Origin of the sequence: Paraferrimonas haliotis (assembly GCF_002282895.1) — a bacterium.
GTDB lineage: Bacteria > Pseudomonadota > Gammaproteobacteria > Enterobacterales > Shewanellaceae > Paraferrimonas > Paraferrimonas haliotis.
The window spans coordinates 524,279-539,488 of sequence record NZ_NRRB01000003.1 but is presented as its reverse complement, the minus strand read 5'-3'; the positions used below and the strand labels follow the sequence as shown (position 1 = coordinate 539,488).

Sequence of the window (15,210 nt, the reverse complement as noted above, 5' to 3'; positions counted from 1 at the left end):
ATATCCGCAAGCAACAAGAAGCTGCCAACACCTTTGCACAACAAGCAGTGTTCCTGTCCTGGCAGTCAGCCGCGGACTGACACATCAAAATCAAGCACTGGAAGCATCGAGTCGAGATTCATCTTTTTTTGAAGAGCTGAGGATTCCAACAAACCAAACTCTTCACCATTATGATACTGAAATTGGTATTTTTTAGGCTCACTAGCAATGTCAACTAAGCGCCGTAACTCACCTGAGTTACCAGCGTAATAAAGATATCCAGCCTGACTAAAAGGGTCGAACTTCTTAATGTCGCAAAATGCAATGTAAGTCTTTAAGGCGCTTAATTTAACTACTAGAGACCATGCATTGGTTTCATTTTTCTTCTCTTGATCAACCCATCTTTTTAGCTTTTGCATTCTTTCCAGTCGAGAGGGTTTAGCTAATGGTTTTTTGGGATCACACTGTTCATGACACCAATAAATAAAATTGTGTCTTGTGCTGTTTAGCACCCCTTCTGGCCGTATATCAACGATCAAATCTAATGAAGTAACATTTTTCTTAGTAATCGGCGGAGCGGGTGATTTATTTTGATTTCTCGATGCTGCTAATCGACTTTTTGCCATATCATCACCTCAGCGATTGTTGTGCGAATTGATTTTTACGCTGAGCGAATTCCAACCATGTTTTATTGTCATTCATGTAGTTAACGTATTTTTGAGTGGTAGAGGTGCTTTCATGCCCCATCAAATCAGCCAGCTCCTGTAACAAAGCCTCGAAGGGCTTACCTGTTTCCATATGTTTGCTGTACAGCCAGTCGGTTGCGAAAGTGGCTCGTAAGTCATGAGGGGCAAAATAAATATCAAGCCCACAGTGTGTCAAATCATTGCGGATAGTTTCCACATACTTTTGAATGGTGTTTGGAGCGTAGATATTGCCATTCGATTTAACGAATAAGTGGTTATGGCGAAGTAATCCTTTTTCAATAGCCTTCTTCCTCGCCTTACTTAACTTGTACTCGTACAACAGATCCATGACACTGGCTGGGATTTCAATTGTTCTGTTTTTTTTGAACTTGGTTAAGCAACCGTTAATATTCTCACCAATTTGCACCTTAACTACTTTAGCTTTTGGCTTGTCCACGACAGAGGCAGGAAATGTTATTAATTCCTCCAATCTCAATCCCGTTTCAGTTTTTAAGTACACCATTAGGGCTTTAGTGTCAGATGAATTTTCAATATCAAGGTGTTTATAAAGCTCTTGTTTTTCATCTTCACGAAGTGGGTTAAGCTCTCGAATATCAGCATCTTGAGGTTTTTTTATGTTCTTAAATGGTCTAGTGAGACCTGTGGTGTATACAATAATTTCCTTACTGTGACTGCGATTGAGATGTGAGAGCATTTCATGTTGTGCTCTGTTTCCTTTGTTGCTTATGCGAACAGTCTTTGCCTTAAACTCAAATGGTCGAAAGGTTTTGCTGATTGAAATGATCCGCTGGCGATGAAGGAAGATGAAGTAATTGACAACTTTCAAAACATAGTTAGAGGCTGTACTTGGAGAACCACCGACTTTTCCAGTTTCATCCTTGGTATAAAGGTTTTCCAATAAATAGTCTCGATATCTCACGATTGGACTTTCCTCTACCTTCTCGGTGCAGTCATATATTGTTAACGGAGGTTTTTCATCAACCAGAAGGCCAGTCCTTGGGTGTGTATGTTCGGGGATTTCCGTGCTCAACCACCGATAGAAGCTCAATAACGCAACTGCATGGGATTGAATCGTCTTATCGGAGGATATATCTGGATCTGCCAACAAAGAGTGAAGATATAGATTCACTGGCACCACATTGATACCATCGGGGTCTATTAAAATTGGAAGTTTATGAGCAAATGGTTTTGAGTTGTCCCTAACGTCATGGATGATCTCGCCACTGTCTGTCAGGGTGTGGCCTACTTATAAATGAGGGATATTTCTCCGTACTAATCCACATAAGACAATAGTCAAAGCCGAAGTCATCTGGAAACGACCTATTTTGTTCAATCACATTAACACCTAAATCATCCGTTATTCACACTGCTAAGCCTTCCCCCAGGGGGTTACGCGTTCATACATCTACTTTTTCAAGATATTTCTTAACCAATAGTAAAAATTGTAACCACCCCTCATCTCGACGTCTAATTTATACAACCTGAAACATTACAACATGTGATGTCTAAAGTATTTCCCAACTGTAAGCGCATAGTTGGACGAGAATGCCAAAATGCCATGGCGCTGCATTTCAGCTTTGATTTGAAAGACGGGTACGCCCATTTTAATACCGAGTAACTTAGCTTCACGCGACCGTGCAACCACGCAGCCGTCATTGTTGGACAGCACCACAATCGGCGTATCTTTTAAATCAGGACGAAACAGCTTCTCACAACTGGCGTAAAAGTTGTTGCAGTCCACCAAGGCAAATACTGGCATGGGATAGTCACGACTTACGGCGTATGTTTCGCACCACATTGGTGACCACACCAAATATCTCTAACTCTGTCCCTTCAGGAATATGAATGGGCTCATACACCTGGTTTCTTGGGATCAGCATGACGCACGGCCTTAGTTGAAGCTCCTTTACCGTGAGTTCACCATGGATGCCAGCGATGACAATGTCACCGTGTTCGGCTTGGACAGAGCGATCAACCACCAGAATATCATCTGGGTGAATCCCGGCATCAATCATTGAATCACCTTCAACACGCACAAAGAACGTTGCAGCCGGTCGCTTGATGCACAGCTCGTTGAGGTCGAGCGTTTGCTCAACATAATCCTGCGCTGGTGAAGGAAAACCAGCAGAAACACGTTCCATGAACAATGGAATACGAAGGCGCTTGGCTTTGATGAAGGCAAGTGCGCCGCTACGGCCTATCAGCGAGACACTCATGACGAACCTCGAAAAATCATAATTAATACTGTTTGTTTATACAGTATCTAATGCTATGCTGATTTCTACAAGTAAAATTGTAGGTAAAACTGTAGTTGTTCGAGTAAGACGTTGTGTCGTGGGTGATTTATTTCTTGTGTTGAAAAGCTTGATGTGGGGATTGCTCGCCCTCGTCAAAGCCTGCAAGGCTTGGACAATACTGCTTCTGCCTACTGCTCTTGTTTCTGTTACTGATCCTGTTACTGCTACTGGTTAACGCATGGGTCAAGTAACCGTCAGACAAGGCTTGTTGGACCCTTCGCAAAGGGTTTCAAAACAGTTAGTAAAATTCTGTTTCGTATTGAATTTACTGGCTTAAAGGGAAGTCAGGAGCATCATTAAAATGCTCAGTCGAACTCAGTTAAAGCCTTTTTCAACCGTTTGAAAAGGGGTTGGCTAAGCCATACGTAAAGGGTATTGGTAAGGGTTACCTAAAGGGTTTAGCTAAGGCTTTCTGAAAGGCTTAGCCAAAGCCTTCATACATGGGTTCACCCAGTAGAAAGATTAAAAAAACGCTGAGGTATCCAAGGTGCATTTTGAAAAACCTGTGGCACAGTGAAATAACCCAAAGCGAACAATAGAATTGAAGAGGAACCATCAATGACAAGAGCCCCTGCGCCATTTCCGCTAGAGCGCCTCGCGGAGATCCCAGAAAGACCAGAAGATTTTAGATTGCTGGAGCGCATTCCATTAACGCGTGAACCGCAGTCCTGGCCACTTGAACTTTCTCCTGTGGTCGGTGATGAACAGCCAATGGTGCTGCTCGATACAGAGACAACCGGACTGTCTGCCGATGACGAGTCCATTATTGAGCTTGGTATGGTTAAGGTGCTTTACAGCCCATCAGCTATGCGGATTGTGTCGATTGTTGATGTGATCAGCCTGTATGAAGATCCCGGCAAGCCAATCCCCGAGCTGATCACCGAGTTAACCGGTATCACCGATGATATGGTGCAAGGCCAGCGCATTGATGATGCAATTGTAGCGAGTTGGTTATCCGATGATCCGCTGGTGGTTGCACACAATGCACAGTTTGATCGTCCTTTCTTTGAAAAGCGGTTTGCTGCATTAGGCCATCTATCTTGGGCCTGTTCAGCCAGTGGCATAGATTGGAAGGCGCTGGGTTTTGAAAGTCGAAAGCTTGAGTACCTGCTGCTTCGCTTAGGTTGGTTTTATGAAGGACACCGAGCCGCAACCGATTGTTTGGCGATGGCCTGGTTGTTCCATTTGTTGCCCGAGTCCGTTGCAAACTTGTTGTCTGAAGCAGACAGGCGAACTGTGTTAGTTCGTGCGTTTGGTGCGCCGTTTGACGTAAAGGACTATTTAAAAGAACGTGGTTACCGTTGGCATGACGGCGTTAAAGGTGCCAACAAGCATTGGTGGCGCGAAATCAGCGAAGACGAGTTGCCGCTGGAGCAAGCTTACCTGGATGATTTGTACCATCGTGGCTCAGAACATGCCCACTATGACTACAAAGATGCCCGCAATCGATTTAAAGCTTTGTCATAGCCTCTTGCATATTTGAAAACCTCTGGAAAATGGAAAGTGAACTTACGTTATACCCAAACTACTTGGTGTTGCAGTTAGGCGGCAAGTGAGCGAGTCCCCATGAGCATAGGTCTTCTATGTGATTGGGGTGAGCGAATGCAGGTAACACCGCTGCGGCTGGAAGTAGGCAGGGTATATAACCATCAAGAGGAATCTTTCCATGTACCAAGACACCTACATTGAATACTGGGGCGAAATCTTCGTCTCTGCCCGCATCATTGAATTTGGCATCACGTTCGAGCGCTTTCTTAAAGATCCATGGAAGCACTTGATGTCCTGTGGCCAAGAGTCTGCACCGGACGCGATTGCTGAAGGGATGCTGCCATTGCTACCAGCTCAGGCAGAAGTTGCTAGGCGCGTTCGGGAAAGTGAGCAACGCGTTCTGATGTCTACAGAGTCGGACAAAGGGGTCTCTCATCGCGGCAACATCGTGGTGCCACTGGTTCGGGTAGCGCATTGATAGCGGCTATCAGCAATGACACGAAACAAGGCCTTCACGCCCATAACTGAGCGGCAATTGCAATCAAGATCAAAAAGTTGCCGCTTAGTCTTCCCTACAAAATAATTTGTGATAGGATGACACCTAATAAAATTAATTAGGTTGAAGCCTATTCAGTGTTTTATAGCCATCTGTCCAGCTTCAACCGGTAGAGATTGCTAAGTCATTGCGGACAAAGAGCAGCCATGTGCCATGCCTTTCAATGTGATTACGCGATGTCGGTCCGTATTTTATAAACAGAGTTTTAAGAATCTGGTTGAATTGGATAAACAAGACGCATGACAAATGATGGTCTGAAACAGACGGTAGCAGCGAGTACACTCGCTAAAGAAAGTGCGAAAGGAAAGCCAGATAGGCTTTCGCAGTTAGCGCAGTTGCCACAAGCAACCAGGGATCGCATTGCCCACATCGATTTCACCTTATTGTTTAAGGGCGAAGCGGTGCGGGCGGATTTAGTCGATCGCTTCAGCATAGCGGCCGCACAAGCAACGAAAGACTTCACAATGTACCGAGAGCTTGCACCAGGCAACATTGAGTATGACCAAAAGCTCAAGTTGCATAAGCGTGGTGAAGCCTTTGAGCCCTTGTTCGACTATGACGTTGTGAGAACACTGGCAACCATTAGCCAAGGGTACGGTGATGGCTTTACTGGAAAGGTAAAACCGCCTCTGGCCTGTGAAGCGCCTTATCACCTTAACAAGCCGAGTTTATCGATAGTAGCGAAAGTCACCGAGGCCATACACAAAGGCAAAGCCTTGAGTATCACCTATGTGTCGTTATCGAGCGGTGAAACCACGCGTGAAATTGTGCCGCATACGCTGGTGGACAATGGCCTGCGTTGGCACGTTCGTGGTTTTGACCGCAAACATGGTGAATTTCGAGACTTTGTATTGACCCGCATAAAAGCAGCGGTTGTGCTTGAAGATTCCATTCTGTCAGAGGCTGAACTTGAAACCCAAGATCGGCAATGGAATCGCTTTGTAGAGCTGGAGTTAGTGCCACACCCACGTATTGAGCACAGCGAAGCGATAGAGCTGGACTATGGCATGAAAGGTGGCGTGATGAAGGTTGAGATCAGAGCAGCAACTGCGGGGTACTTGCTTCGGCTTTGGAATGTCGATTGTTCCAAAGAGGCTCAGTTAAAAACACCCGAATTCCATTTGTGGTTAAAAAATTATCAAACTTTATACGGTGTCGGTAACCTTGCGATTGCGCCTGGTTTCGATATGGTCACAGAATAGGAAATAACATGAACAAACAACAATTAGCTGCAAAAATCTGGGAATCAGCCAACCAGATGCGCTCAAAAATCGAAGCTAACGAATACAAAGACTACATCTTAGGTTTCATTTTTTACAAGTACCTGAGCGACCAGTTAGTTCAGTTTGTCACCAAAGAAGGAATGACACCTGAAGACATTAAAGCCTTAAACGAAGAAGACGCGGACACGGTCAAGTACATTCAAGACAATCTAGGTTATTTCATCGCTTACGATAATTTGTTTGCTACTTGGGTTGATCCTGCATTCGACTTTGACGAGTCTAACGTGCGCGATGCGCTATCCGCCTTTAGCCGTTTGATTTCGCCTACCTACAAAAAATTGTTTGAAGGAATTTTCACCACACTCGAAACGGGTCTTAGCAAACTGGGTGAAAGCGCGGGTAAGCGCACAAAAGCCATTAGTGACCTACTGCATTTAATCAAAAGTATCCCAATGAACGGTAAGCAAGGCTATGACGTACTGGGTTACATCTATGAATACCTGATTGAAAAATTTGCCGCCAATGCCGGTAAAAAAGCCGGTGAGTTCTACACGCCGCATGAAGTCTCGGTACTTATGTCGCTCATCATCGCCCACGAATTAAAACACAAAGACACCATCGAGATTTACGACCCAACGTCGGGCTCGGGTTCGTTACTGATTAATATTGGTGAAGCGGTCGAAAAATACGCCAAAAGCAAAGACAGCATTACCTATTATGCCCAAGAGCTGAAAGCCAATACCTATAACTTGACCCGTATGAACCTGATCATGCGCGGGATTAAAGCCAGCAACATCAAAACCCGTAACGGTGACACCTTAGAAGACGACTGGCCATACTTTGATGAGAACGACCCACAAGGTACTTATCATGCACTGTATGTGGATGCGGTCGTTTCTAACCCCCCTTATTCACAAGCGTGGGACCCAAGCTTTAAAGACAGCGATCCACGTTATTCGCGTTTTGGCTTAGCGCCCAAAACCAAAGCCGATTTTGCCTTTTTGCTACACGACCTTTACCACCTAAAACCCGATGGCATTATGACCATTGTTTTGCCCCATGGCGTGTTGTTCCGTGGCGGTGAAGAAGGCGAAATTCGCAAGCAATTGATTGAGCAAAACCACATTGATGCCATTATCGGCTTACCTTCTAATATCTTTTTTGGTACTGGTATTCCTACCGTTATTTTGGTGCTTAAGCAGAAGCGTGGCTCTATTGAAAAACCGCAGAATGACGTATTAATTGTGGATGCCTCCAAGCACTATGTTAAAGAAGGCAAAAATAACAAACTGCAAGCCAGTGACATCAAGCGCATTGTTGATTCCGTCATCAATCGCGAAAGCATCGAAAAATTTTCGCAAGTAGTCAGCAAACAAACCCTGCGCGACAACGGCTACAACTTAAACATACCGCGTTATGTAGACTCGTCACCAGCGGCTGAAAGCTGGGATTTACACGCGACTATGCTAGGTGGCATCCCCAATAGCGAAATTGCGCAGTTACACCAATATTGGCAAGCATTCCCGCAATTGCATGATGCGCTGTTTGTGGCCAAGTCTGCCGCCTACAGTGAATTAGCCATTGCCAAACAAGACGTTAATGCAACCATTACCCAGCACTCACAAGTGGTAGAGTTTGTCACTGCCTACAACCAGGCGTTTGATGGAACCAATGGCAACAGCAGCTTTGATGACTATTTAAACAATACCCTAATTCAAGGCTGGCAAGCGGTTAACCGCAACCAGCAAGAGCCTGAATTAAGCACCGAGCTTTTCACACGCTTAAGCAGCGTTGCCCTCATCGACAAATACCAGGCCTATCAGTTTTTAAACAACCAATGGCAAGTTATCAGTACCGATTTGGAAGTGATGCAAACCGAAGGCTTCGCCGCCACTAAGCAAGTTGACCCTAATATCGTGGTTAAAAAGGTTAAGGGCAAAGACACCGAAGTACAAGATGGCTGGAAAGGCCACATCATGCCATTTGATTTAGTACAACAAACCTACTTGAGCGATGACCTAGCGGCACTGGCAAAACAAGAAAACCGCCTTGTCGAAATCGCCAGCTCGCTGGAAGAAATACTCGAATCACTAAGCGAAGAAGACAAAGAGCAAGACACGGTAAAAGAAAGCAAAGACGGCTTTGCCAATGCCGAAGTCACCAAGGCGGCGAAAGCTTTCCTAAAAGAGCAAAAAGAGACCAAAACTAAGTTCTCAGCCGACAGCCCTGAGCCAGAAGAAAGTTATAAAGCGAAAATCATTAAGGCCAATAAACTCATCGACGAAGAGAAAAAGCTGAAAAAAGCAGTCAAAGAAGCTCAATTCGCCCTGCATTTAAAAACCAAAACCACCATCGAAGGTTTAAGCGATGATCAAGTCAATGAATTGCTGCACCTCAAATGGATCGCGCCATTAAGTCAAGAGCTTGTTGCCATGCCAAGTGCCGTTATTTCTCTGTTGACCAGCCAAGTGCAAGCCCTTGCCGATAAATACGCGGTGACCTATTCGCAAGTCGCGAATGAAATCAAAACCACTGAGCAAAAACTGGCCGACATGATGGGCGAACTTACTGGTAATGAGTTTGATATGCAGGGCTTGAATGAGCTTACCAGCTTGTTGAAGGGGGTATAAGCATGAATGTTGAAAAGAATGTGCCTGTTCTTCGCTTTAATGGGTTTATTGGGGAGTGGGCGCAAAGACCATTTGGAGATTGTTTTGACAATATTCCTAACAATACCTTATCGAGAGCCGATCTAAATTACGAGCATGGTATTGCAAAAAATGTTCACTATGGCGATGTGTTAATTAAATTTGGCGAAATTCTTGATGCCAGCGATACATCTATGCCTTTTGTTACAGATGAAAATGTTGTAAGTAAGCAAAAACATGCCGCGCTAAAAAATGGTGATATTGTAATTGCAGATGCCGCTGAAGATAGCACAGTTGGTAAATGCACTGAGCTGTTTAATATAGATGAACAAGTAATTTTGTCAGGTTTGCACACCATTGCAGTTAGGCCTAATTTACCCTTTGCTTCTAAATATCTTGGATATTATTTAAATTCGTCGTCATACCATGATCAGCTTTTACCTCTGATGCAAGGTACTAAAGTATTGTCAATCTCAAAGACTACTTTAAAAAATACGAGTGTTAATTTTCCGAGTGCGAATGGAGAGCAAATTCAAATAGGAAACTACTTCCAAAAACTCGACAACCTAATCAACCAACACCACCAAAAGCATGACAAGCTCAGTGGCATTAAAAAGGCCATGCTGGAAAAAATGTTCCCCAAACAAGGCGAAACCATCCCAGAAATCCGCTTTAACGGGTTTAGTGGGGAGTGGGAGGAGAGAGAGTTTTCATCTATAGCAACCAGAGTATCGACACAACATCAAAGTAGATGTATTCCTTGTGTTGAATATGAAGATATAGTTGCAGGGGAAGGCCGCCTCAATAAAGATATTTTTCAGAAAGCCATCTTTAAAGCAGGCTTGAAATTTGAAGTCAACGATGTGCTTTTTGGAAAGTTACGTCCATATCTAAGAAACTGGTTTCTGGCTGACTTTAATGGAATTGCAGTTGGTGATTTTTGGGTATTACGTGCTGAAACTGTCGCAAAAACATTCCTATTTTATTTAATTCAAACCAATAGATTTGAATATATTTCAAACCTATCAGCTGGTTCAAAAATGCCTCGTTCAGATTGGGGACTGGTCTCAAAATCAAGTTTCTATGTGCCAATGGATATTTCCGAAAGCCAAAAGATCGGTAACTACTTCCAAAAACTCGACGCACTAATCAACCAACACCAACAACAAGTCATTAAACTCAATAACATCAAGCAGGCCTGCTTGAACAAAATGTTTGTTTAGCAGGGAGCACCACCATGACCACCTTTAAAACCGAAGCGCAATTTGAGCAGGCCTTTATCGAGGTACTAACCCACAAGGGCTGGGAAAGCGAGATACTTAAAAACAAAACCGAAGCGGATTTACTGCAAAACTGGGCGAACATTTTATTTGAGAACAATCGCCAGCAAGATCGCTTAAACGATGTGCCACTGACGGCAACGGAAATGCAGCAGATTATTGAGCAGATCAAAGAGCTAAAAACACCGCTTAAACTCAATGGGTTAATCAACGGCAAAACTGTGGCGATTAAGCGCGATAACGCTGCCGACAAGTTGCATCTTGGCAAAGAAGTCAGCCTAAAAATCTACGATCGCCAAGAAATTGCTGCTGGTCAAAGCCGTTACCAAATTGTCCAGCAGCCGAAATTTGAACGCGGTAGCCCACTGCGTAATGACAGACGTGGTGATGTGCTGTTACTGATTAACGGTATGCCGGTCATTCATGTTGAACTTAAACGCAGTGGCGTGCCAGTAAGCCAAGCGGTTAACCAAATCGAAAAGTATTCCAAAGAAGGTATTTTTAGTGGCCTATTTTCACTCATTCAAGTGTTTGTTGCTATGGAGCCTAATGAGGCCAAATACTTTGCTAACCCAGGGCTAGATGGCAAATTTAACCCAGACTATCAATTCAATTGGGCCGATTTTAACAACGAGCCCATGAACCATTGGAAAGACATCGCCTCGACACTGTTATCCATTCCCATGGCGCACCAGTTGATTGGCTTTTACACCGTGGCGGATGATACCGATGGTGTGCTTAAAGTGATGCGTAGTTATCAGTATTACGCCGCCAATGCGATATCGGATAAGGTAGCCAAAACCAACTGGCAACAACTGGGCAGTGCAGCTAATAACCCAGACCGCTTGGGCGGCTATGTGTGGCATACCACAGGTTCGGGCAAAACCATGACCAGCTTTAAATCAGCACAGCTGATTGCCCAATCAAAAGATGCCGATAAAGTCATTTTTTTAATGGACAGAATCGAGCTTGGCACCCAGTCGCTGGCGGAATATCGTAATTTTGCGGGCGATGGTGAAGATGTCCAAGCGACCGAAAATACTCATGTGTTGGTAACCAAGTTAAAAAGCACGTCCCCAGCCGATACCCTCATTGTTAGCTCTATTCAAAAAATGAGTAATATTTTTGAAGACGTCTCAAGTGATGGGGAGAAGGATGAAGGCACTGCAACGCTAATATCAACAAATAGCGCAGATATTGAAAAAATCCGCGCTAAACGCTTGGTATTTATTATTGATGAGGCGCACCGTTCAACGTTTGGCGACATGCTGATCATTATTAAACGCACCTTTCCCCGCGCCTTGTTTTTTGGTTTTACTGGCACGCCGATCCAAGAAGAAAATGAAAAAAACGGCAATACTACCAGTACCGTATTTGGCAATGAGTTGCACCGCTACAGCATAGCTGATGGTATTCGAGATGGTAACGTACTCGGCTTTGATCCCTATAAAGTGCCTACTTTTAGGGACGGTGACTTAAGGCAGGCTGTCGCCCTAGAGCAAGCTAAGGCGGGATCTGTAGCGGAAGCAATGGATAATCCTGCCAAAAAGAAAAAATTTAATTATTTTATGAATGAAGTGCCTATGGCTGGCTACAAAGACGCTACAGGTAAATACTTCAAAGGTATTGAAGATTACGTACCTAAAAGTCAGTACCTAAGCGAGACTCACCAAGCCAAAGTGGTAGAAGATATTCTGCTCAAATGGGATGTGCTAAGCCAAGGCAATAAATTTCATGCGATTTTGGCGACTAACAGTATTGCTGAAGCCATTGATTATTACCGTCTATTAAAGGCTGCGCAGCCTGATTTAAAAGTATCAGCACTGTTTGATCCCAACATTGATAATGATGGCAGTGGCGACCGTGGGCCAACGTTTAAAGGTGATGGCTTGGATGAGATTATGCGTGACTATAATGCGCGTTATGGCCACGATTTTGATTTTGCCCGTCATGCAGCATTTAAGAAAGATCTAGCCGCACGCCTTGCTCACAAAAAACCTTATGAGCGTATTCATACCGATCCTACAAAACAGTTGGATTTATTGATTGTTGTAGACCAAATGCTCACCGGTTTTGACTCCAAGTGGCTGAATGTCTTGTATTTAGATAAGGTAATTAAATACCAAAATATCATCCAAGCCTTCTCGCGTACCAATCGGTTGTTTGGCCCCGATAAGCCTCATGGTGTTATCCGTTATTATCGTTACCCGCATACGATGGAGCAACATATTAACGATGCGGTAAAACTATACTCAGGCGACAGACCCATAGGGTTATTTGTTGATAGGCTAGAAAGTAACTTAGAAGCAATGAATGAACTATTCGGTGATATTACCGAGTTGTTCATTAGTGCCGGTGTGGCAAATTTTGAAAAACTGCCAGAAGATGTTGAGGCGTGCGCAAAGTTTGCTGAACTATTTAAAGTGTTTAACCAGCATTTAGAAGCCGCGAAGGTACAAGGTTTACATTGGGAACAGTCGGTCTATACATTCACTACGGACGCTTCAGCAGGCGAACATGGTACTGAACATGAGGTTACTCTCGCCATTAATGAACAAACCTACCTGAGCCTTGCGCTGCGTTATAAAGAGCTCGCATCAAAAGGTGATGGTGGAGGTGCGGGTGGCGGCGATGTGCCTTTTGATATTAGTGGCTATTTGACGGAAATCGACACTGGAAAGATTGATGCCGACTATATGAATAGTCGCTTCGATAAATATTTAAAAGAGCTAAATCAGCATAATGATCAAGCCAGCATTGAGCTTACGCTCAACGAACTGCACAAGTCATTTTCTTCACTGACGCAAGCTGAACAAAAATACGCCAAGCTTTTCTTACATGATTTACAGCGTGGCGATGCAAAGTTAATAGAAGGCCATAGTTTCAGAGATTACATCAACACCTACAAAGACAATGCTGAAAATGCCCAGATTAATGCCATTGTTAATGCGTTAGGTTTAGATAAAAGCCAGCTTGTTAGCTTATTAAATGATAGTGTTAATGAGAAAAACCTTAATAATTTCGGTCGATTTGACGCGCTTAAAGATACTGTTGATAAGGCAAAAGCCAAAGTTTATTTTGAAAAATTAGATGGCCTAAGCATTCCGCCCTTTAAGCTCAATATTCGCATCGATCAGTTTTTAAAGCAGTTTATTTTTGCTCAGGCTGATGATCTCTTGAATGATGTAGTAGATATGCTTGATGGAGTAATGGAAGAGTCATGAGTAGCCAATCTCATTCGCTTTGCACTGTTAACTTGGTTGAGTCAGCTGTCTCAGTGAGAGAGTGGTCGCTGTTTTTACGAAAAAGTTTCCAGGAGGAAAATAATGGTCACATTTGATCAGCTTATGCTACCGCTAATAAAGGCATTAGTTAACCTTGGCGGCTCAGGCAGCATCGACGAGATTTACGAAGAAGTTGTCGAGCTTGAGAAGTTTGATGAGGGTACTTTGGCTGTTCTGCACAACCCCGAAAAAAGTAGCCAAACTGAAGTTGGGTATCGATTAGCTTGGGCTAGAACCTACCTGAAGAAAGCTGGATACCTTGAAAATTCATCTCGTGGCGTGTGGGCACTTACAGATAAAGCCAGACAGGAACCGGAAGTTGATAGCAGAGAAATTGTCAACTTTGTTAGAGCACTGGACCGTAAGCCTGAACAGACTAATGCTACGACATCTACTCCAGAGATGTCGTCCGATGACTCCCCTGAAGAGGCTATGGTTTGGCGTGAAAAACTGCATCATGTGCTAATTGAAGAAATGAGCCCGGATGCGTTTGAGCGACTAACACAGAGGTTATTGAGAGAATCAGGCTTTATCCATGTTGAAGTGACTGGTCGCACGGGTGATGGTGGTATCGATGGCAAAGGAATTGCCCGAATCAACGGTTTGATGAGCTTTCATATCGCTTTTCAGTGTAAAAAGTACAAAGGTTCCGTTGGGGCTCCCGAGATCCGTGATTTTAGGGGCGCAACCGTTGGTAGAGCTGATCGTGGGATGTTTATCACTACAGGTAGCTTTACAAAAGCTGCCATTGAAGAAGCCAACCGTGATGGCGTTGCTCCGATTGACTTGGTCGATGGTGATCAGTTGGCCGATAAGCTTAAGGAACTTAGTTTAGGCGTTAAAACAGAGTTAGTTGAAAAAGTAACAGTTGATCCTAGCTGGTTTTTAGGCCTTTAACTGTTAATCAGCACCTACAGAACTCCAAAATGCATTTTCTAGTTCTTGAATATATGCGATTAAATACGGCCACTAACATAACGGGAAGTTAGAATGAATCCTGAAAAATACAATAGAAGTATAAGCTTGCTTTGCCCGACTTGTGGCTGTTCAGACTTTTCATACGAAGACGGTTGCGATGAAACAATACAAGTAATGACTTGTGCATCTTGTGACCGAGAGTTCAATAAAGATGAGCTTATTCAAGAGAATAGCGAAAATATTGATGAGCACCTTTCTGAAATCAAGGAAGAAGTTTTAAAAGACGTTCAAGACGAACTACGGAAATCTTTGAAAAAGGCTTTTTCTGGTAGCAAGAATATAAGGATTAGGTAATGCCGGTAACTATTGATGCAGGTGATGTGATAGCTGGATTAGCTTTCCTTTTATCTGGCTACGCAACATGGCAAACGGTCAGCTTTAATAAGAGGCAGAAGTCACTTGTCGAAAGCCAAGAAAAGCTAAACACCATTCTCTTGGAAAAAGAAAATGAAGATGCTCTGAAAGGAAAGCAAGCTGACCTTGGTGCATCAATTATAAAACTTGGCAGCAGTAAGTATCGGCTTAAGGTTTGGAATAAAGGAGCTGCTACTGCAAGAAACGTCAGAATTGAGTTCCCTGAAGGTAACGATTTAGTTATTGAATCAGAAGTGACTGACAAATTTCCGATGGAAAGCCTCGAAAAGTATCAAGCCGTTGAGCTAATAGCCGCTGTTCATATGCAAACGAAACGAAAGCATGTTGTTCGGCTAGTTTGGGAAGATGATGCCCAGTCTTACAATGAAAAGCTGTCTTACCCTACACTGTAATTT

At 43.7% G+C, this 15,210-nt stretch carries 12 protein-coding genes and 1 pseudogene; 9 read left to right on the top strand and 4 right to left on the bottom strand.

The window, feature by feature from the left end; all coding sequences use genetic code 11:
- Nucleotides 1-65 precede the first annotated feature (65 nt).
- From CLC91_RS09090 to umuD, 4 genes and pseudogenes are all read right to left on the bottom strand, one after another.
- Entirely contained in the window at nucleotides 66-605 is a 540-nt protein-coding gene (locus CLC91_RS09090; protein ID WP_180824602.1) for a hypothetical protein, read from the bottom strand.
- Nucleotides 606-609: 4 nt separating this feature from the next.
- Nucleotides 610-1,824, bottom strand: a complete 1,215-nt coding sequence (locus CLC91_RS09085) for a tyrosine-type recombinase/integrase (protein ID WP_008844762.1) — start codon at nucleotides 1,822-1,824, stop codon at nucleotides 610-612.
- Between the two features lie 387 nt (nucleotides 1,825-2,211).
- A pseudogene (locus CLC91_RS09080) lies at nucleotides 2,212-2,445 on the bottom strand (Y-family DNA polymerase); the annotation flags it as partial.
- 7 nt (nucleotides 2,446-2,452) lie between these two features.
- Complete coding sequence (gene umuD / locus CLC91_RS09075) at nucleotides 2,453-2,902, bottom strand: translesion error-prone DNA polymerase V autoproteolytic subunit (protein WP_008844764.1); 450 nt, start codon at nucleotides 2,900-2,902, stop codon at nucleotides 2,453-2,455.
- 639 nt (nucleotides 2,903-3,541) lie between these two features.
- On the opposite strand from umuD, the gene CLC91_RS09065 reads away from it, so the two are divergent.
- The 9 genes from CLC91_RS09065 (at nucleotide 3,542) to CLC91_RS09025 (ending at nucleotide 15,207) form a co-directional block, all read left to right on the top strand.
- Nucleotides 3,542-4,450 (top strand): 3'-5' exonuclease, encoded by a 909-nt coding sequence (locus CLC91_RS09065; RefSeq protein WP_095500300.1) that lies wholly within the window; start codon nucleotides 3,542-3,544, stop codon nucleotides 4,448-4,450.
- A gap of 199 nt (nucleotides 4,451-4,649) precedes the next feature.
- Entirely contained in the window at nucleotides 4,650-4,949 is a 300-nt protein-coding gene (locus CLC91_RS09060) for a hypothetical protein (protein ID WP_095500299.1), read from the top strand.
- Between the two features lie 317 nt (nucleotides 4,950-5,266).
- Nucleotides 5,267-6,229, top strand: a complete 963-nt coding sequence (locus CLC91_RS09055; protein ID WP_095500298.1) for a WYL domain-containing protein — start codon at nucleotides 5,267-5,269, stop codon at nucleotides 6,227-6,229.
- A gap of 8 nt (nucleotides 6,230-6,237) precedes the next feature.
- Nucleotides 6,238-8,880 carry a type I restriction-modification system subunit M gene (locus tag CLC91_RS09050; RefSeq protein WP_095500297.1) on the top strand — a complete coding sequence of 881 codons (2,643 nt, stop codon included), beginning with the start codon at nucleotides 6,238-6,240 and terminating at the stop codon, nucleotides 8,878-8,880.
- A 2-nt stretch (nucleotides 8,881-8,882) separates the two neighbouring features.
- Nucleotides 8,883-10,121, top strand: a complete 1,239-nt coding sequence (locus tag CLC91_RS09045; protein WP_095500296.1) for a restriction endonuclease subunit S — start codon at nucleotides 8,883-8,885, stop codon at nucleotides 10,119-10,121.
- Between the two features lie 14 nt (nucleotides 10,122-10,135).
- Nucleotides 10,136-13,402, top strand: coding sequence for a type I restriction endonuclease subunit R (locus CLC91_RS09040; RefSeq protein ID WP_095500295.1), 3,267 nt, complete (start codon nucleotides 10,136-10,138; stop codon nucleotides 13,400-13,402).
- Nucleotides 13,403-13,504: 102 nt separating this feature from the next.
- Entirely contained in the window at nucleotides 13,505-14,359 is an 855-nt protein-coding gene (locus CLC91_RS09035; protein ID WP_095500294.1) for a restriction endonuclease, read from the top strand.
- Nucleotides 14,360-14,452: 93 nt separating this feature from the next.
- Nucleotides 14,453-14,734, top strand: a complete 282-nt coding sequence (locus CLC91_RS15115) for an ECs_2282 family putative zinc-binding protein (protein WP_025611290.1) — start codon at nucleotides 14,453-14,455, stop codon at nucleotides 14,732-14,734.
- Complete coding sequence (locus CLC91_RS09025) at nucleotides 14,734-15,207, top strand: hypothetical protein (RefSeq protein ID WP_001145412.1); 474 nt, start codon at nucleotides 14,734-14,736, stop codon at nucleotides 15,205-15,207. The genes CLC91_RS15115 and CLC91_RS09025 overlap by 1 nt, the downstream gene beginning before the upstream one ends.
- Nucleotides 15,208-15,210 lie beyond the last annotated feature (3 nt).

What these genes read in the sequence shown, in the direction of transcription:
- umuD (WP_008844764.1), bottom strand. Translation starts at nt 2,902, where the DNA reads ATGAGTGTCTCGCTGATAGGCCGTAGCGGCGCACTTGCCTTCATCAAA.
- CLC91_RS15115 (WP_025611290.1), top strand. Translation starts at nt 14,453, where the DNA reads ATGAATCCTGAAAAATACAATAGAAGTATAAGCTTGCTTTGCCCGACT.
- CLC91_RS09090 (WP_180824602.1), bottom strand. Translation starts at nt 605, where the DNA reads ATGGCAAAAAGTCGATTAGCAGCATCGAGAAATCAAAATAAATCACCC.
- CLC91_RS09050 (WP_095500297.1), top strand. Translation starts at nt 6,238, where the DNA reads ATGAACAAACAACAATTAGCTGCAAAAATCTGGGAATCAGCCAACCAG.
- CLC91_RS09045 (WP_095500296.1), top strand. Translation starts at nt 8,883, where the DNA reads ATGAATGTTGAAAAGAATGTGCCTGTTCTTCGCTTTAATGGGTTTATT.
- CLC91_RS09060 (WP_095500299.1), top strand. Translation starts at nt 4,650, where the DNA reads ATGTACCAAGACACCTACATTGAATACTGGGGCGAAATCTTCGTCTCT.
- CLC91_RS09055 (WP_095500298.1), top strand. Translation starts at nt 5,267, where the DNA reads ATGACAAATGATGGTCTGAAACAGACGGTAGCAGCGAGTACACTCGCT.
- CLC91_RS09025 (WP_001145412.1), top strand. Translation starts at nt 14,734, where the DNA reads ATGCCGGTAACTATTGATGCAGGTGATGTGATAGCTGGATTAGCTTTC.
- CLC91_RS09065 (WP_095500300.1), top strand. Translation starts at nt 3,542, where the DNA reads ATGACAAGAGCCCCTGCGCCATTTCCGCTAGAGCGCCTCGCGGAGATC.
- CLC91_RS09035 (WP_095500294.1), top strand. Translation starts at nt 13,505, where the DNA reads ATGGTCACATTTGATCAGCTTATGCTACCGCTAATAAAGGCATTAGTT.
- CLC91_RS09040 (WP_095500295.1), top strand. Translation starts at nt 10,136, where the DNA reads ATGACCACCTTTAAAACCGAAGCGCAATTTGAGCAGGCCTTTATCGAG.